Genomic DNA, 17,997 nt, shown 5'->3' with positions numbered 1-17,997 from the left:
GAGTGAAGGATTCGTGAAAGAGTCCTTTTTTGTAGAAAAGGTACTTAATAATAATGTTTTAATTGCTAAACACCTTACCTATGATGAAGTTGTGCTAATTGGGAAAGGAATAGGGTTCAATAAGAAAAAAGGCGATGAAATCGATGCAAAAGCCGTGGAGAAAATGTTTTTGTTAAAGAGTGAAGAAGAGCAAGAACAGTACAAGCAGCTTTTAGCTCAGGTGGATGAAGACGTGATTGAAATGATGAATGATATTGTAACGCACATTCAAAAGCGTGTTAACATTCCTTTGAATGAGCATATACACATTTCATTGACGGATCATATCGCGTTTGCGATAAAACGTTTTCAGCAGGGAATGGGGCTTAAAAATCCATTTTTACTTGAAACAAAAGCCTTATATCCAGAGGAATACACGATCGCATCTGAAGTGGTAGAAATTATTAGTCGTAAAATAGGCGTGAAGCTTCCAGTAGGAGAGATTGGTTTTATTGCGCTACATATTCACAGCGCGCTGACTGAAAAAAATCTGCTGGAAGTGAATCAAGACTCGCAGCTTATTCAAACGATTATTAATGTGATTGAAGAATCGCTTCATCTGCAGGTAGACAAAGAATCTGTACACTATATGAGATTGATTCGTCATTTACATTTTGCCATTGATCGAGTAAAAACAGGAGAAAAAATAGAAGAGCCAAAAAAAATTGCTTTGCTATTGAAAGAAGAATATCCTCTGTGTTACAATGTGTCTTGGAAAGTGATAAAAGTAATGCAGCAAGCGTTACATTTACCTGTGTATGAAGCAGAAGCAGTTTACTTAACGATGCATTTGCAGCGACTTATAACAAAAACGGATTTATAAAATCATTTCAATACGTGTTACTGATACGATCAGGCATGAGTGAGAAATGAAGCGATGTGTAATTGGATGAGTGTATCCATTTGTCGTTTCTTTTTCCTCATGCCTTTTTTTGTTATAAGAAAGCGCAATCATTGAAGACTTCGCCTCATAACACCAGGAGATGTAATGAGTTTTCTAGTTAAAGAAAGCGTTTTATGAAAGCGCGTTAATGATTCACGTATCAAATAAATAGCTTGTTGCACACTAAATATATAAAAGGAGGTAAGCGCCATGTTTAAAAAACTTTTTGGAGTATTACAAAAAGTCGGAAAAGCGCTTATGCTACCGGTTGCGATTTTACCGGCAGCAGGGATTTTACTTGGAGTAGGGACAGCGCTTCAAAACCCTACATTGTTGGATGCAGTACCGGCACTTGGTGCAGACTGGGTTCAATTAGTTTCAAATGTTTTGTCGCAGGCGGGTCAAATCGTATTTGACAACTTATCGCTATTGTTTGCCGTTGGTGTTGCCGTTGGTTTAGCCGGTGGTGACGGTGTAGCAGGTATTGCTGCAATCGTAGGTTACTTAATTATGAACAAAACGATGAGCACAATCTTAGTTGCTACAGGACAACTAGATCCTGACAAAATGGGTGCTAATCCAGCTTACACTAGCATCTTAGGAATTCCTACGTTAGCTACGGGTGTATTCGGGGGTATCATAGTAGGTATTTTAGCTTCATCCATGTATAATCGTTATTTCAATATTGAATTACCATCTTACTTAGGGTTCTTTGCAGGAAAACGATTTGTACCAATTATTACTGGGGTATTTTCAATTCTTTTAGGTGTTATTATGATTTTCATTTGGCCGCCAATTCAAAGCGGATTAAATGCTTTCTCTACCAACATGATTGATGCAAACCCAACTTTATCAGCGTTTGTATTTGGATTAATTGAACGTTCATTAATTCCATTTGGACTTCATCACATCTTCTACTCTCCGTTCTGGTTTGAGTTTGGTGATTATGTCAATAAAGCAGGTCAACATATTCATGGTGACCAAAAGATTTTCTTTGCTCAATTAGCAGATGGCGTGCCTTTAACAGCAGGAACATTCCAAGTTGGTAAATTCCCGTTCATGATGTTCGGATTGCCAGCAGCCGCTCTTGCGATTTATCACGAAGCGCGTCCTGAAAACAAAAAATATGTAGCTGGTATCATGGGTTCAGCTGCTTTAACATCTTTCTTAACGGGTATTACAGAGCCGCTTGAGTTCTCGTTCTTATTCGTAGCACCAGTATTATTTGCGATTCACGCAGTATTTGCTGGTTTGTCGTTTATGGTTATGCAATTATTAAATGTTAAAATCGGTATGACATTCTCAGGTGGGGTTATCGATTACGTTCTATTTGGAGTTATGCAAAACCGCACAGCATGGTGGCTAGTTATTCCAGTAGGTTTAGTTCTAGCAGTTATCTACTACTTCGGTTTCCGCTTTGCAATCCGTAAATTTAACTTAAAAACACCGGGTCGTGAAGATAAAGAAGAAGGAGAAGAAGATGTAAAAGTAGAAGCAGCAGAGCTTCCGACAAATATTTTGGCTGCACTTGGCGGTAAAGAAAACATTACACATTTAGATGCTTGTATTACGCGTTTACGTGTTTCAGTAGATGATGTGGGTAACGTTGATAAAAACCGCTTGAAAAAACTTGGAGCAGCTGGTGTTCTTGAAGTTGGTAACAATATTCAAGCTATTTTCGGTCCGAAATCTGACACGTTAAAAGGTCAAATTCAAGACATTATGAATGGCAAAACACCGGTTGTCACAAAAGAAGAGACAAAAACAATTGAAAAACCTGTTGCAACATCTGAAGTAGGAAGCGATAATGGTAATGATATTGTTTCACCGATTGAGGGAGAATTGGTACCTTTATCGGAAGTACCAGATCAGGTATTTTCACAAAAATTAATGGGTGACGGTTTTGCGATTATTCCGAAAACAGGCACAGTAGTTGCACCAGTGGACGGAAAAATAGTAAACTTATTCCCGACGAAACATGCTTTAGGTATTGAATCAACGACTGGACGTGAAATTTTAATTCACGTTGGTATTGATACAGTTAATTTAAAAGGCGAAGGTTTTGAAGCTTTAGTTGCCCAAGGCGATGAAGTGAAAAAAGGACAGCCTCTATTGAAAATTGATTTAGACTTTGTAAAAGAAAATGCGCCATCGACGATTACGCCGATCATTTTCACGAATTTACAAGCTGATGAAAAAATTGATATCTTAAAGCAGGGCCAAGTTTCTCAACAAGAAGCAAATATTATTAACATTTCAAAGTAAAAAGGAGATTGATTTAACATGGCACAAAAAACATTTACAGTAACAGCAGACTCAGGAATTCACGCACGTCCAGCAACAACTTTAGTACAAGCAGCAAGCAAATTTGATTCTGACATCAACTTAGAATTCAACGGTAAAACTGTAAACTTAAAATCAATCATGGGCGTTATGTCTTTAGGTATTCAAAAAGGCGCTACAATCACTATCTCTGCAGAAGGTTCTGACGAAGCAGATGCACTTGCTGCTCTTGAAGATACAATGAGCAAAGAAGGATTAGGCGAATAATGACAAAGGAAATTCAAGGCATTGCCGCTTCTAGCGGCATTGCTATTGCTAAAGCATTTCGTCTAGAAAATCCAGAATTAACCGTTGAAAAAAAATCAGTAACTGAAGTTGAAGCAGAAGTAGCACGTCTAGAAGCTGCGCTAGAAAAATCAAAATCAGAACTTGAAATTATTAGAGAGCACGCTCGTAAAGAACTTGGAGATGACAAAGCAGAAATCTTTGAAGCTCACTTATTAGTTCTAAGCGATCCTGAACTTATTAATCCAATTAAAGATAAAATTACGAATGAAAATGTAAACGCTGAACATGCACTTGATGAAGTAGCGGCAATGTTTATTAATATGTTTGAGTCAATGGACAATGAATATATGAAAGAACGTGCTGCTGATATCCGTGACGTAACAAAACGTGTATTAGCTCATCTTTTAGGTGTAAACGTTTCAAATCCAAGCTTAATCTCAGAAGAAGTTGTCATTATCGCAGAAGATTTAACGCCGTCTGATACAGCACAGTTAAATCGTAAGTTCGTAAAAGGATTTACAACAGATATTGGCGGACGTACTTCTCACTCAGCAATTATGGCGCGTTCAATGGAAATCCCAGCTGTTGTAGGTACAAAAACAGTTATGGAAGACATTCAAAACGGCGTATTAGTAATTGTTGATGGTTTAGATGGCGAAGTTATCGTTGATCCAAGCGAAGAAACAGTAAAAGCTTACGAGAAAAAAGCCGCTGAGTATGCAGAACAAAAAGCTGAGTGGGCTAAGCTTGTAAATGAAAAAACGGTTTCAGCTGATGATCATCACGTTGAACTTGCAGCTAACATTGGTACACCAGAAGATGTAAAAGGCGTATTAGAAAACGGCGGGGAAGGCGTTGGCCTTTATCGTACAGAATTCTTATATATGGGCCGCGAAGAGCTTCCGACAGAAGAAGAGCAGTTTACTTCTTATAAAACAGTTCTTGAACGTATGGAAGGCAAACCAGTGGTTGTTCGTACTCTTGATATTGGTGGAGACAAAGAGCTTCCTTATTTAAATCTACCAAAAGAAATGAACCCATTCTTAGGATTCCGTGCCATTCGCTTATGTCTAGAGATGCAAGACATGTTCCGTACACAGCTTCGTGCGCTTCTACGTGCAAGCGTATACGGTAATCTGAAAATTATGTTTCCTATGATCGCTACTGTTGATGAGTTCCGTCAAGCAAAAGCTATTCTTTTAGAAGAAAAAGCTAAACTTCAACAAGAAGGCGTACAAGTTTCGGAAGACATCGAAGTAGGGATGATGGTAGAGATTCCTTCTTCAGCGGTAATCGCAGATTTATTTGCTAAAGAAGTAGATTTCTTCTCTATCGGAACAAACGATTTAATTCAATACACGCTTGCTGCTGACCGCATGAATGAGCGCGTGTCTTATTTATACCAACCGTATAACCCAGCGATTCTTCGCTTAGTGAATATGGTAATCAAAGCGGCTCACAAAGAAGGTAAGTGGGTAGGCATGTGCGGAGAGATGGCAGGAGATGAGATTGCCATTCCAATTCTTTTAGGCTTAGGCTTAGATGAATTCTCAATGAGTGCAACATCTATTCTGAAAGCTCGTTCTCAAATCCGTCAATTATCAAAAGCTGATATCGAACCTCATTTAGATACAATTCTATCAATGTCTTCTACGGAAGAAGTTATTGAGTTCGTAAAATCAACTTTTCATATTGGATAATAAAAAGGTGTGATCATATATGATCACACCTTTTTTATCTTTTAAGCGAAAATAGTAGGCAGAAGCATATTCGCAAACAGCATTGTAAGAAGTGCTGCTACGATCATGCCAAGGCTAGAAAAAGTACCTTCAATTTTTCCAAATTCAAAAGCTCTTGCTGTACCTGTCCCATGAGAAGCTACGCCTAAAAGAAGACCTCTTGCTAGAGAAGAGTGCAGTGCGAGGAGCTTAATGAGTTTTGGAGCGACCATACATCCCACTACACCGGTTATAATCACAAACATAATGGTAATATTCGGATCTCCTCCTAGCGTCTGAGATACATTAACAGCAATAGGAATCGTCACCGATCTTGGAATCAAGCTATGAACCAGCGTTGATTGTAAATGAAACACTAATGCTAACAGCATGGAAGAAATCATGGCAGCAAACGTTCCGAGCCCTACGCTTAAGCTGATTTCAACACGATGTTTTTTGAGTAAATCAAAGTATTTAAACATAGGAACAGCAAAAGCAACGGTTGCTGGTCCAAGCATAAAGCTAATAGCACTGGCGCCTTGCTTATAATGATCATAAGAGCCATTCGTTACTAATAAGATGCCAATTAAAAGAATGGGGGCTAGTAAAATAGGGGAAACTAGCATAGACTTATATTTTTTATAGAGCACTTTTGTGCCGACATAAACGAGCAGTGTAAGCGGAAGAGCAATCCATGTGAGTAATGTCATTTTAGCGAACCTTCCTTTCTTCTTGAAATATGTTCTGCAATGATTCCCGTTACAGACATCACAATAATCGTACTGATTGTGATAATAATCACAATCTGGATTCCAAAATGCATCAATACATCTCCATAATTGATGAGTCCAACGACGGCTGGTATGAAAAATAATAATAGTTCTCCCACTAACAGTGTTCCACCTTGTTCAACCCAGCTTAATTTAATTACTTTAAAGTACAGTAAGAAAAACAGTAAGAAAAATCCGATGATACTACCTGGCACTGGGAGGTCAAACCACTGTGAAATACTTTCTCCTATTAAAAACAGAGCCGTTAGTAATAAAATCTGTAAAATCACCATAATCAGTTTCATGATTAGCCTCCTTTATTTATGTTTTTATTCATTCATTCCTAGTTTGTTGAGACAATAATGGAGTCGTCTATGCTGAAAAGACGACTCCATCATGGGAAAAGAGAAACTATTTGGATTTTGCAAATGGGGATACAACTTAAGTAAATGAATGCTACACACTTATCTTACAAAAAAACGACTATAATATGAAATATATAATAACTATGATAACTATTCTTTTTAGTTATAGTCGCAAGAAATCTCTTTACAAATGCGTTGGTAACCTTTTCAAAAAAGCGTTTGTGAAATATAAGGTGTAATTATTTAATAAAAGGCAATCAAAAAAAGAAATTGTGACATGCCTACATCCATTCAATCTAAAGACGAACCAATGGGATAAATGATTTAGTATGAATGACTTGTTACACCGCCATGAAAAAAATCCGAACGAGTTTGATTCTTGATGGAGAATCAGGCTCGTTCGGATTTTTAATTAAACTACTTTTGTCTTAGCTTTGTTAAACTGTACTTTTAATATAATCAATAAAAGCCTGCGTAGCATAAGAGATATATCGATCTTTTTTAACAATTAAAGCAATTTCCCATGGAATAGCATTCTCGAGATTAATTACTTTCATATGCTCCAAATCAAGCTTTTCACATAGTGAATAAGGGAAAAGAGCAATGCCGAGATTAGCAGCTACCAGCTCTCCAATGAAGTCCCACTGAGAGCTTTTAAAAGCAATATTAGGCGTAAATCCATTTTTTAAACATTCGTTATAGACCATTTCATGCATGGTGAAGTCTTCATGAAAGGAAATAAGCGTTTCGTCTTTTAACTCTTTTAATGAAATCGTAGAATGCTGAGCCAACGGATGAGATTTATGCACAACAAGCTGCAGCGTTTCTCGAGCTAAAGGAGTCGTAAAGAACATATTTTCATCAACTGGAAGTAAAACTACCCCCACGTCCACTTCTCCTTGTTCCACAAACTTTTGCATTCTTTTAGCGCCATATTCCACTAATTGAATATCAATCTCAGGGTATTGCTCTCGAAATGCTTTAATAATAGTAGGAAAAAACAATGTACCAATAATAGGGGGAATGCCTATTTTGATGGTTCCTCTTTTTAAATGCATTAAATCATAGAGGGAATCCGATAAATCTCGGAGAGAAGATAAAATGCTTTCAGCTTGCTCGTACACAATTATTCCTGCATCGGTAAGCTGCACTTGTTTGCCAGCGCGATCAAACAAAGGTGTGCCGAGCTCTTCTTCTAATGATTTAACCATTTTACTGAGAGAAGGTTGAGAAATATGCAGCGCTTCAGAAGCTCTTGTGAAATTTTTATGTTTAGCCACTTCTGTTAAGTAATGCAAATGGCGAACATCCATTTTGTATACCTCCGTGTTCATACATGCTAATTAATAAGATACACACATTCTACCACATTCACGATCAGCTCTATACCTTTCTGTCCTATCCAATAAAATGATCAGTAGAAGGGGGAGTGAATACAAAAGAAATTGCCAACAATATATATTTACACATTGTTTATTTTAGAAGTATAATATATAAATCAGTAGAACGGTTACATATCGATCACAGAATCAATCAATAAGGTGGTTAGAACGGTTGAGTAAAGCAGATGAAATAAGAGATATCGTTTATATTAATGGCCATGTAAATAAAAAATGCTTTATTACATATGGAATTGAATTTAAAGAGTTTTATCATTCCCTTCCTACGCCGCTTGCAAATATATTATTGTTAAAGCACGGTTTTGAAGACAGTGATTACCATTACCAAACCCATATGGACTATGTAGAAGAAGAACAAATTCATCTTTTAGCAGAGGATGATGTTTATAATTATGGCGATTTTTGTTGGATTGATTTTGAGGATATATCTTCGTTGGATTTGTTAGAACCTCAAGATATTGCAGCGCTGCTGTATTTAGGTCATTTAAAAAAACCGCTCAATTCGCCATTTAATAATAAACTCGGTAATCAATTTGTTTATTTAGCTCACGATGATGGATTTTATAACAAAATCTATTTTCGAGACGTGTATGATATGAAGCACATTTTAAGTCGAATCATTCCGTTAAAAATGTCAGCAATTAAGCAAAAAAGATTTGTATTTAGAAGGAAGAAGTTAGAATATCCGATTTTGCCGCTCGTGTTAGCAAATACGCTTCTTACTTTAACGAATGACGGTTTGTTTATTGATTTTGAACATATGGTTCAATCCCGTAAAGATATTAAAATTCCTTTGTATACAATCGGTGATTTTGACGATATGAATGAAATGTATAATGATCGGTTTGAGCACAAAGAGATGAGTAAATTGCAGGCGCATCTTGTTCTGACTCATAAAGAACTGGAGTGGAGCATTGAAGAAGTTCAATAATCTAAAAAGAAGTTGAGACATAACGTAATGAATCCAATCAACTGCTAGAAGGAACGAGACAGATAAAACTATATTCACCATCACAAAAAAACGAACCACTAATCAAACATGTTGATTAATGGTTCGTTTTTCACTTGGGCTAAAATGCTTTTGTCCCAGCCTCTTTTTGAATAGACGTATAAAATGGATTTTTCCATTCCATTAGTACGGCGTAGTTGTGTGAATCTTCATCTTCAATATAGTTTGCTGCGAGGCCAATAGGCGTTCTGCCACAGCGCATCAAAAAGGTCATAACGGGGTCGTAGAGAGTTCCGGCTGATACAAGGTTCATATATTCAACGGGCGTGTACAAGGAAGACACTGGTGCGTATCCAGGGATGCGGCACCCGCCGAGCAGCCTTTCTAACTTGTAATGAATCACCACTTCATATAAAGACTGCAACAGCAGCTTCCCAAGCCCCATTGATCGATGCGAAGGAGTGACGCACACGTCCACTACATAAAGCGTATTACCAGAAGGGTCGTGCGTATGAATATATCCGCTTCCTGTTACTTCATCCCATGTGTGAGCCGCATTTCCTTCCACTGAAACAATCGCGCTTGTGATAGATCCGCATATTGTCCCGTCTATCTCCACACATAGCGCTCCATCCGGAAAAAGGGAAACATGGTTATTTAACTGATCTTTACTCCATAATAATTCAGAAGGGAAAGGAGGGGGAAAACTTTCTTCTTGAATCCGAATCAACTCATCAAAATCATTCGATGTATATGATCGTACCGTACATATTACAGGCTTATTTTGATGAAAGACAAAGCATTGCTTTTTATACACTGCTTTTTTTCCTCCTTTAAGAAATAATTTTCAGATAATTATACCATATGGAAAAAAGAAATTATTTCATATTTATTGAAGAATTTGACGAGAACGTGATAAAGTTAAAAAGATTCGAACTATTAGATGAGGTGAAAGAAATGGATGTTGAATTAAAAGGAAAAACAGCGCTTGTATTTGCAGCCAGCCAAGGGCTTGGCAAAGCGATTGCTGCTAGACTCGCAGAAGAAGGCGCAAACGTTATGATTGCAAGTCGTTCAGAAGAGAAACTAGCCCAAGTAGCAGAAGAGATTTCATACCTTGGAAGCGGACAAGTGTTACATAAAACGGCAGACGTTACAAAAACAGAGGACATTCAAGATGTTATTCAATATACAGTAGATACGTTTGGAACTATTGATATTTTAATTAATAATACAGGAGGTCCTAAAGCTGGGAACTTCCTTTCGTTAACAGATGATGATTGGAAGCAGGCATTTGAGTTAAATCTCCTCAGCTATATTCGTATTATTCGTGAGGTAGTGCCCTTTATGAAAAAGAGCGGAGGACGTATTGTCAATATTGCTTCTTCTTCCATTAAAGAGCCAATTGCTGGACTTATTCTGTCAAATACCTTCCGTACAGGAATCGTGGGACTTACGAAAACACTTGCTTCAGAACTAGCAGAGGACGGTATCTTAATTAACACGGTTGCGCCAGGAAGAATTGCAACAGACCGAGTGAAAGAGCTAGATACCATTCGTGCTGAAAAAATGGGAGTAGACGTTTTAGAAGTTGAAGAAGAGATGAGAAACCAAATTCCTCTTAAGCGCTACGGTCAGCCTGAAGAGTTTGCTAAAGCCGTTGCTTTCTTTGTTTCGGGAGCGAATTCATATATGACAGGCCAGTCGTTTCTAATCGACGGAGGCATGGTGAAATCCATTTAGTTACATAGAAAAACCCTGCAGCTGCAGGGTTTTTTGTTAAATCCAAGTTGTAACTTGATCTAATGGTAAACGATCGCTAGCATGTGCTTCTTTAGCTGCTTTTCCAACTGAAATAAGCATAACTGGAATGTATCGATCCTCAATTTTAAACTCTTCTACAAATTTTTGTGCGTTAAATCCGCCCATTGAACATGTGTCATATCCTTTTGCTTTTGCTGCAAGCATGAATGTCATAGATGCAAGCGAAGCATTTGTAAACGCGGCATCGCGGGCGAAAGCACCGTTTTTATAAGCGCCGTTAATTTGTCCTGACAAAATGTTTTTTACGTCTTCTGTCATGTGACCTGCTTCGACTAGTGGGTTGTACACGTCATCTACATTTTTATTGGCTTCTAAATCACCTAACACAGCTACTACAGCGCCTGCTTCTGTAATTTGTTTTTGGTTGTAAGCAATTGGAAGTAGACGTTCTTTCGCATCTTGGTCTGTAATAACAACGAAATGCCAGTGCTGTAAGTTCCAAGCTGATGGTGACTTCACTGTTGCTTCTAAAAGTTCCGTTAATTCTTCTTTGCTTAATTTAGCTGAAGAGTCATATTCTCGAATCGATGTACGTTCATTTACCACATCAAAAAAATCTTTTGTCATAATAAAAACCTCCGTTAAAAGTATGTATTTCTTTAGTGAATCGATGCACATTTTATAATGATACACTATTGAAGTCAATTTATATGCTTCTAGTATACCCGCTCTTATGTGCTATCACTCACAAAAAAATGCATACACTTCTTACCATCGGTTTAACGTGATTGACGAGATGTAAGATAAGCTTCAATTCGATCACAGGCTTCACGCAGCGTGTTCATGGAATACGCATACGACAGGCGTACATATCCTTCACCGTGGGAAGAAAAAGCGCTGCCGGGTACTAGTGCAACACCCGCTTCTTTGACTAACTCCAGGGCAAAATCAAATGAATTACTGTGGAAGTTCTGGATAGAAGGGAAGATATAAAAAGCACCAGTCGGCTTTTCTACGTCAAATCCCATGTTTACTAGTCGGTCATACACATAATTCAGTCTTTGTTCGTATTCTTTTTTCATATCCACCGCATCGTTTTTACCTGCTGTCAGTGCCTCGAGTGCAGCTGCTTGAGAGACAGAAGAAGCACAGCTCACGTTGTATTGATGAACTTTTAAAATATGTTTGGCTAAATAAGAAGGAGCAAATAAAAGACCAATTCGCCAGCCCGTCATGGAGTGAGACTTTGATACTCCGTTAATAACAATTGTTTTCTCTCTCATAGATGAAATGGAGGCAATGGACTGATGTTTTTTATCAAAAACGAGCTCGCTGTATATTTCATCAGATAGTACAAAAATATTTTTATCGCTTAAAAGAGCGGAAATTTTTTCTAATTCTTGCTGTGACAACGTCACGCCTGTAGGATTAGACGGATAAGGTAAGATGACGCATCTTGTTTTAGAGGTCAAATGTTGTTCGATTAAATCCGCAGTTAGTCGAAATCCTGTTTCGGTTGTATCAATATGTACAGGTTTAGCCCCGTTTAACCGGATAAGCGGTTCGTATCCTGGATAAACAGGTCCAGGCAAAATAACTTCGGAATCTTCTTCTAAAATGGTGCGAAGAGCAATATCAATTGCTTGACTAGCTCCAATGGTCACAATTACTTCATCCGCTGGGTTATAGTGCAAGTCATATTTTTCTTTGACAAATTGAGCTGCTGCCTCGCGCAGTTCGATTGTTCCAGCATTGTGGGTATAAGAAGTTTGGTTACCATCAATTGCAGATTTTGCCGCTTCTTTTACATGCTGTGGTGTTAAGAAGTCAGGTTGTCCAATTGTGAGGGATAAAACATCTTGGTATTGTGAGACCATATTATAAAATGTACGTATTCCTGATAGTTCAATTTCTTTGACACGTTTATTGATTAAGTGCTCCATGGTTTCAAATCCTTCCGCGTATTTTCAACTCATTTTATCACAATGAAAATAGGTAAAAAACCACTATTTGCGCATTTTGCAAATAGTGGTTTTAAGTTAGGTGTTATATAGCTTATTATAAGCAGTTGTTAGTTCATAAAATTGTTCTTCATCTCTGTTATCTAACGCATCGTCGATAAGAGATTTCAAATGCTGTTTATTAAAGTTTGTACTCATAGTCGTCAAAATACGATTGGCCTCTTTTGCGTAATAGTGTTGGTAAGGTGTGTACTGAGATGAGTGAGGATAGTGATTCATATTTTTTCGATAAGAACTCATAACATAAACCTCCTTTTTTAAAATAAAACGCAGCTTCTATTACTTGAAATGTACCCTTTCTATATAGTTGTTAACCCTGTTTTTAACTGCGAATGTGCTAAGGTATGTGTTAGGAAATCAGAGGTTCCTTGCTTCACGCTCAATTCTAGATTCAAAAAAATAAGTGAATAAAAAGACCTGCATATATATGCAGGTCTTGTATATTAGTCAGTGTGTATTTGGCCTTCACGCCAATAAACGGGGGAAACGTAGCCAAAATCAACTTCATGATCGTCCAATGTGACAACGCAGTGATCAGAGCCTTCTTGTTCTTTAATATCTTGATATACAGCTTCTTCTACGTTTTCAATAATGGTCATTTCATTATCGTCATTAAAAAGAATGACGGAGCCTTTCATATTACGAACACCTTCTTTTAAGATTATTCATTCACTTTGTGTAGTATAAACCGTTTTGGCTGTAGAGTCCACAGCTATCTTCGATTTCTTGTTAAAAATTTGTGAACAGGCTTTTAGGAATGAATAAGAAACCCTCTAAATAGAAGAGTAACCGACTTGTCTATTCTTTCTTGAAGGGTAGCAGAGTCGGGTTGGTTAGTACACCAGTAGAGAAGGGTGCCAAAAAAATTAAGTATAGCAATAGAAGCCATTTCTTCCGCAGGGATATCAACTATAAGTTCACCACGGTCTTGTCCTGTTTGAAAAACTTTTGTAAAATGAGCGCGCATTTTTTCAATTTGAAGAATTTCAGATTGTTGAAAGGAACTGTTGGTAATAGCAATATGAAACCAAGAACGGATTAGGTGAGGGTTCGCTTCTTCGTTTGATTGTGCTAGTAATAAAAACAGTTGTTTAACAATGGCAGCAGTTGATTCTTCGGTTTGAAGGAGCTGTTCTAATTTATAGGAGATACGGTTTGTGAAATTAATTCCAAGGTAATGAAGAACTTCTTCTTTTGTTTTGAAGTAATTAAAAAATGTTCCCTTTGCTACACCCGCTTCATGCGTAATTTGAGACACAGTCGTTTTTTGATATCCCTGCTGTTGGAATAAAGAGATAGCTGCTTTTTGAATGCGTTTTTTTGTTTCTTCTTTTTGTAATCCTCTGTTCATAAATTACACCTCATTTGAATAGGAGTGGTCGTTTGACTCAAGTTCATAAGCTAGTATAGAGAAGTAAAGTAGAGCAAGTAAAAAACTGAGCAGAGGATAAGACGAAAGGGATCAACGCTCATGTTTTTATATAGTATATAATATTCTGTTAATTCGTAAAACAATATTTTATGTATATGTTTTAGGGAAAAAGGATAATAAAATAAGAAAATTTTTCTTTACGGATATAAGAGGCGGTCACTATAATAGGAAATATGGACTATTAGATAAGCGGGTGAGATGAGAGGAGTAAGTGATATGAATCAAGATAAAGGAATACTGTTAGAAAGTGGTACAAACGAACTGGAAATTGTCGAATTTGAGATAGGAAATGTTTTATTTGGCATCAATGTAGTAAAAGTTAGAGAGATTATTAATCCTGTATCTATTACACCTGTTCCAAATGCGCATTCTTACATAGAAGGTATTATAGAGCTAAGAGGAGAAGTTCTTCCTGTCGTTGACATAGCAAAAGCGTTAAAAATGGAACCTTCAAATACGCCGGAAAAAGATAAGTTAATCGTCACAGAGTTCAATCAGCAAAAAATAGTCTTTCACACACACGCAGTAACGCAAATTCACCGTATTTCTTGGAAAGAAATTGAGAAGCCTTCAGATTTGTATCAAGGTTTGGAAACGCAGATTACTGGAGTGGTAAAATTAAACGGGCAAATGCTTCTGCTGTTAGACTTCGAAAAGTTGATTTCTGATGTGAACCCTGATGCGGGTATTAATCAGTCGAAAATAAAAAAGCTAGGGGCTAGAGAACGTTCTAATAAAAAGATTGTCGTGGCTGAAGACTCGCCGCTGCTGCGCCGAATGATTGAAGATACTCTTGCACAAGCAGGTTATGAGAACACGGAATTTTTCGAGAACGGTGAGGAAGCATGGAACTATCTAAGCTCGGTGATCGATAAAGGAGTGGAAATCAGTGATCAAGTCCAGCTGCTTATTACAGATATAGAAATGCCGCAAATGGATGGCCATCATTTAACTAAAAAAGTGAAAGAAAATCCTCAGCTTTCTATCCTTCCAGTTATTATTTTCTCTTCTCTTATCACAGAAGATTTACGTCACAAGGGAAAAATGGTAGGAGCGGAAGGACAAGTAAGTAAGCCGGAAATCGGAGAGCTTGTTGAGTTGATTGATCTCTATATTTTGTAGGAAGACAAAAAAGTGCCTGAAAGCAGATTGCTCCACTTCAGGCACTTTTTTTAAAAATAACTTTTACCCAGCGGTTTAAACACAGGTGCTTGCCGTTTTCTTGGAGTCGAAACAGGGCTTTTAGCCGGCTGTACGAGATGACCCGTATATTTAGATAATAAGCGCTTCGCATAAGATAATGACATAGTCGTTTTGGGATTTCGATACTGATGGTTTAAATGGCCGAGGTGTGATAACTCTTTGAAGTCTTCTTTCTTTGGAGGCATATGGAAAAAGTAGTCTCCAACTGATACAAGTACATCTGATTTTTGTTGACTTTTACCAGGGTTTGGCGAAAAGTGAAGTCCTTCTTTTTTTGCTTTTCCTTCTAAAATTAGTTGATCTAATGCAATTTTTTTTAACGTATATAACTGCTTAGGATCAGGAGCAGCTTTTGCGTGACGATTTACAGTGAAAATAGCTTGTGCAATCTCAGATACAGACGGGGTCAAAGAGCCTTGTCCATTTGCTTGAGACATACGTTCACTCCCTTTCTATCATATCAGCTGTTCAACCTATAAGGTGAAAGGTGAAAGCTGATACGTTCATTATAGCGTGTCTTGTCCCATTTGAAAATAATTACACGAAGAAGTATTTTGGTAATTAATGAAATTTCCTATGTATAGGGTTTGTTTTGTTACGCTTCCTTATACAAGTAAAGTGGAACAGCACGCTATACTTTCTATTTTTAAAAATGCTGCTCGCACAGTTAAACAATCATTAATTAGTAAATCCTGAACTATTGAGCCATTCGTCGAGAAGGGCGAATATAAACACCAGTACCATTTGGCACAATTTGAGCTAGCTCATTTACTTGGGCATTATACATGCGAATGCATCCTTTGGATACGGCTTTTCCAATAGAACTTGGATTATTTGTTCCGTGAATGCCATATGACTTTTTAGACAAGCTTAGCCACATTGTACCAAAAGGCCCCCCGGGGTTTGGTTCCCGGTTAACGATAACAAAGTCTCCAGTAGGGGTTGCGCTCAGCATTTTTCCTGCTGCAATGGGATAGACTTTTTGTATGATATTATTTCTTCGTAACTCAAGCTGTTTTTCAGCAATAAACACGTGGATCGTGTAAGGAATGAGCTCTTTATCGGGGAGGTTTGGAATGATGATTACTTGCCCAGGCTTCAGCGCATGATGGCTTACAAAAGGATTAGCCATCCACAGGTCTTCAACCGGAATCCGGTAGTCACCTGAAACGCTTTGCCAGGTTTCACCGCGCTTTACTATATATCTCATTAACTTCGCTCCTTTGATATATGACTATGCTGTAACAGTATACGATTGAAAAAAGTAAAAGTGACTTTTTAAAGTTATTTTGAAAAAGGTGTTGAAATTACATTGACTTATAAGCATGGACTGATTGATATAGGTTCAAATACGATACGCCTTGTTATTTATGAATACAAAAAAGGCAGAGGGTTTAAGCAAATTGAAAACGTGAAAGTAGCTGCACGGATTCGAAATTATTTAGATAAAGAAGGAGTGTTAACGGCTAAAGGAATACATACCTTGCTTGATACGCTTAAAACGTTTGGAGTTATTACCAAGCATTATCAGCTGCTGCGCGTTACCTGTGTGGCCACAGCTACCATCCGTCAAGCGACTAATGCAAAAGAAGTTCTAGCCCTTGTAAAAAAAGAAACGGGCTTTTCTATTCAACTATTGTCTGAATATGAAGAAGCGTATTACGGCTTTGTTGCAGTTATTCATTCCACTTCGATCGAAGAAGCCATTACAATTGACATTGGCGGGGGAAGTACGGAAGTTACATATTTTCGCAATCGAGAGTTAGTGCAGTACCACAGCTTTCCATTCGGTGCCTTATCTCTACGTCTGCAGTTCGTCAAAGGCAATATTCCCACTGCAGAAGAAAAAGCGAAAATCCGGGATTTCGTGATCCGGCATTTCCATGCTGTCCCTTGGCTTTTAAATCGTCATGTGCCGATTGTAGCAATTGGAGGAAGTGCAAGAAGTATGGTGCAACTGCATCAAGGTTTTATCCACTATCCTCTCGCGGGGCTGCATCAATATGAAATGAATTTAGCTGATATATTGCATGTGAAATCTGCTATAGGCTCATTGTCTTATCACAATCTTCAAAAGCTAGACCGCTTGTCAAACGATCGTGCGGATACAATTTTGCCAGCGATTGAAGTATTTCAATCAGTATATGAAACAGTGAACGCGACTCGCTTCATCCTAAGCCGCAAAGGCTTGAGAGAAGGGGTGTTATTTAAAGAAGCATCTGATGCTAATATCCAGCCAATGTACCCCGATGTCATACAGCAAAGTTTTCAAGAAATAATGGAAGAGTTTGAAGTAAGTAAAGATTACGTCAAACAGCTTACGCGCACAGCTAGTATGATGTTTCAGCATCTTAGGGAGCAGGGACCGGTTGAGTTAAAAGAGGATGACTTAGCGCTTCTTATAAAAGCTGCGCAAGTGTATGATATAGGAAAGTATATTGATGGGGAATCAAGCAGCCAGCATACGTTTTATGTGCTTGCTAATCGTACAATAGATGGAATTTCACATAGAGAACGTTTAAAGCTGGCACTTGTTTCTTCATATAAAGGGAAGTCTTCTTTTAGGCAATATGTTGCTCCTTTTAAAAAGTGGTTAACAAAAGACGAACAAAAAAAAGTTCAGCTGCTCGGTGCACTTTTAAAAATAGCTGATGGCTTACATGCAACAAAGCGAAATGTTGTTCAACATATTGATGTGAAAAGCGATGAAAACACAGTGACGATTAAACTATTATGTACAAAAACCTTTCTTCCTGAACAATATCAGGCTGAAAAACAGAAAAAGCATCTAGAAAAAGTAGTGAAAAAAAATATTGTTCTTGAATTTACTAAGCTTTAGAATAACGCTGGATCGGTTAGAATATTCAGTATAGCTAACTAGA

19 protein-coding genes are annotated in these 17,997 nt (G+C 37.7%); 8 read left to right on the top strand and 11 right to left on the bottom strand.

The window, feature by feature from the left end; genetic code table 11:
- Positions 1 to 13 precede the first annotated feature (13 nt).
- From glcT to ptsP, 4 genes are all read left to right on the top strand, one after another.
- Entirely contained in the window at positions 14 to 862 is an 849-nt protein-coding gene (gene glcT, locus ACXAE4_RS21340; RefSeq protein ID WP_165635676.1) for a glucose PTS transporter transcription antiterminator GlcT, read from the top strand.
- Between the two features lie 270 nt (positions 863 to 1,132).
- Positions 1,133 to 3,187, top strand: a complete 2,055-nt coding sequence (gene ptsG, locus ACXAE4_RS21335) for a glucose-specific PTS transporter subunit IIBC (RefSeq protein ID WP_028414132.1) — start codon at positions 1,133 to 1,135, stop codon at positions 3,185 to 3,187.
- 18 nt (positions 3,188 to 3,205) lie between these two features.
- On the top strand, positions 3,206 to 3,472 hold the full coding sequence (locus tag ACXAE4_RS21330) for a phosphocarrier protein HPr (protein WP_013056011.1): 267 nt from the start codon (positions 3,206 to 3,208) through the stop codon (positions 3,470 to 3,472).
- Positions 3,472 to 5,193, top strand: a complete 1,722-nt coding sequence (ptsP, locus tag ACXAE4_RS21325) for a phosphoenolpyruvate--protein phosphotransferase (protein ID WP_045292764.1) — start codon at positions 3,472 to 3,474, stop codon at positions 5,191 to 5,193. Before ACXAE4_RS21330 ends, ptsP begins: the two co-directional genes overlap by 1 nt.
- A gap of 41 nt (positions 5,194 to 5,234) precedes the next feature.
- Here ptsP and ACXAE4_RS21320 read toward each other — a convergent pair whose 3' ends face one another.
- The 3 genes from ACXAE4_RS21320 to ACXAE4_RS21310 all read right to left on the bottom strand — a co-directional run bounded on the left by ACXAE4_RS21320 (position 5,235) and on the right by ACXAE4_RS21310 (position 7,659).
- Complete coding sequence (locus ACXAE4_RS21320) at positions 5,235 to 5,921, bottom strand: LrgB family protein (RefSeq protein WP_013056013.1); 687 nt, start codon at positions 5,919 to 5,921, stop codon at positions 5,235 to 5,237.
- The gene (locus ACXAE4_RS21315; RefSeq protein WP_014461029.1) at positions 5,918 to 6,286 is read right to left on the bottom strand and encodes a CidA/LrgA family holin-like protein; all 369 of its coding nucleotides are present in this window, start codon (positions 6,284 to 6,286) and stop codon (positions 5,918 to 5,920) included. Before ACXAE4_RS21315 ends, ACXAE4_RS21320 begins: the two co-directional genes overlap by 4 nt.
- Before the next feature lie 497 nt (positions 6,287 to 6,783).
- Entirely contained in the window at positions 6,784 to 7,659 is an 876-nt protein-coding gene (locus ACXAE4_RS21310; RefSeq protein WP_033578395.1) for a LysR family transcriptional regulator, read from the bottom strand.
- A gap of 241 nt (positions 7,660 to 7,900) precedes the next feature.
- On the opposite strand from ACXAE4_RS21310, the gene ACXAE4_RS21305 reads away from it, so the two are divergent.
- Positions 7,901 to 8,677 carry a hypothetical protein gene (locus ACXAE4_RS21305; protein WP_033578396.1) on the top strand — a complete coding sequence of 259 codons (777 nt, stop codon included), beginning with the start codon at positions 7,901 to 7,903 and terminating at the stop codon, positions 8,675 to 8,677.
- A 139-nt stretch (positions 8,678 to 8,816) separates the two neighbouring features.
- Here ACXAE4_RS21305 and ACXAE4_RS21300 read toward each other — a convergent pair whose 3' ends face one another.
- Positions 8,817 to 9,512 (bottom strand): GNAT family N-acetyltransferase, encoded by a 696-nt coding sequence (locus tag ACXAE4_RS21300; protein WP_033578397.1) that lies wholly within the window; start codon positions 9,510 to 9,512, stop codon positions 8,817 to 8,819.
- Positions 9,513 to 9,652: 140 nt separating this feature from the next.
- Between ACXAE4_RS21300 and ACXAE4_RS21295 the strand changes: the two genes are divergently transcribed.
- The gene (locus ACXAE4_RS21295; protein ID WP_028414127.1) at positions 9,653 to 10,438 is read left to right on the top strand and encodes an SDR family oxidoreductase; all 786 of its coding nucleotides are present in this window, start codon (positions 9,653 to 9,655) and stop codon (positions 10,436 to 10,438) included.
- 36 nt (positions 10,439 to 10,474) lie between these two features.
- On the opposite strand, the gene ACXAE4_RS21290 is transcribed toward ACXAE4_RS21295, so the two are convergent.
- The 5 genes from ACXAE4_RS21290 to ACXAE4_RS21270 all read right to left on the bottom strand — a co-directional run bounded on the left by ACXAE4_RS21290 (position 10,475) and on the right by ACXAE4_RS21270 (position 13,831).
- Positions 10,475 to 11,086, bottom strand: coding sequence for a nitroreductase family protein (locus tag ACXAE4_RS21290; protein ID WP_014461024.1), 612 nt, complete (start codon positions 11,084 to 11,086; stop codon positions 10,475 to 10,477).
- Positions 11,087 to 11,238: 152 nt separating this feature from the next.
- Positions 11,239 to 12,402 carry an aminotransferase A gene (locus tag ACXAE4_RS21285; RefSeq protein WP_289578823.1) on the bottom strand — a complete coding sequence of 388 codons (1,164 nt, stop codon included), beginning with the start codon at positions 12,400 to 12,402 and terminating at the stop codon, positions 11,239 to 11,241.
- Positions 12,403 to 12,498: 96 nt separating this feature from the next.
- Positions 12,499 to 12,720: an IDEAL domain-containing protein gene (locus ACXAE4_RS21280; protein ID WP_047751393.1), complete on the bottom strand. Its 222-nt coding sequence runs from the start codon at positions 12,718 to 12,720 to the stop codon at positions 12,499 to 12,501.
- 203 nt (positions 12,721 to 12,923) lie between these two features.
- Entirely contained in the window at positions 12,924 to 13,118 is a 195-nt protein-coding gene (locus ACXAE4_RS21275) for a hypothetical protein (RefSeq protein ID WP_013056022.1), read from the bottom strand.
- 113 nt (positions 13,119 to 13,231) lie between these two features.
- On the bottom strand, positions 13,232 to 13,831 hold the full coding sequence (locus ACXAE4_RS21270) for a TetR/AcrR family transcriptional regulator (protein ID WP_013082269.1): 600 nt from the start codon (positions 13,829 to 13,831) through the stop codon (positions 13,232 to 13,234).
- Positions 13,832 to 14,128: 297 nt separating this feature from the next.
- Here ACXAE4_RS21270 and ACXAE4_RS21265 point away from each other — a divergent pair, with 297 nt between their 5' ends.
- Positions 14,129 to 15,034, top strand: coding sequence for a chemotaxis protein (locus ACXAE4_RS21265; protein ID WP_033578400.1), 906 nt, complete (start codon positions 14,129 to 14,131; stop codon positions 15,032 to 15,034).
- Positions 15,035 to 15,084: 50 nt separating this feature from the next.
- On the opposite strand, the gene ACXAE4_RS21260 is transcribed toward ACXAE4_RS21265, so the two are convergent.
- Positions 15,085 to 15,552 (bottom strand): YkyB family protein, encoded by a 468-nt coding sequence (locus ACXAE4_RS21260; protein WP_013056025.1) that lies wholly within the window; start codon positions 15,550 to 15,552, stop codon positions 15,085 to 15,087.
- A 260-nt stretch (positions 15,553 to 15,812) separates the two neighbouring features.
- Complete coding sequence (locus ACXAE4_RS21255) at positions 15,813 to 16,325, bottom strand: L,D-transpeptidase family protein (protein ID WP_289578824.1); 513 nt, start codon at positions 16,323 to 16,325, stop codon at positions 15,813 to 15,815.
- Between the two features lie 102 nt (positions 16,326 to 16,427).
- On the opposite strand from ACXAE4_RS21255, the gene ACXAE4_RS21250 reads away from it, so the two are divergent.
- Positions 16,428 to 17,954 carry a Ppx/GppA family phosphatase gene (locus ACXAE4_RS21250; RefSeq protein ID WP_289578825.1) on the top strand — a complete coding sequence of 509 codons (1,527 nt, stop codon included), beginning with the start codon at positions 16,428 to 16,430 and terminating at the stop codon, positions 17,952 to 17,954.
- The last annotated feature ends 43 nt before the right edge of the window (positions 17,955 to 17,997 follow it).

The organism is Priestia sp. ABM2_011 (genome assembly GCF_056158845.1).
The sequence above is the reverse complement of the archived record's forward strand: the minus strand, read 5'-3'. Positions and strand labels throughout refer to the sequence as shown.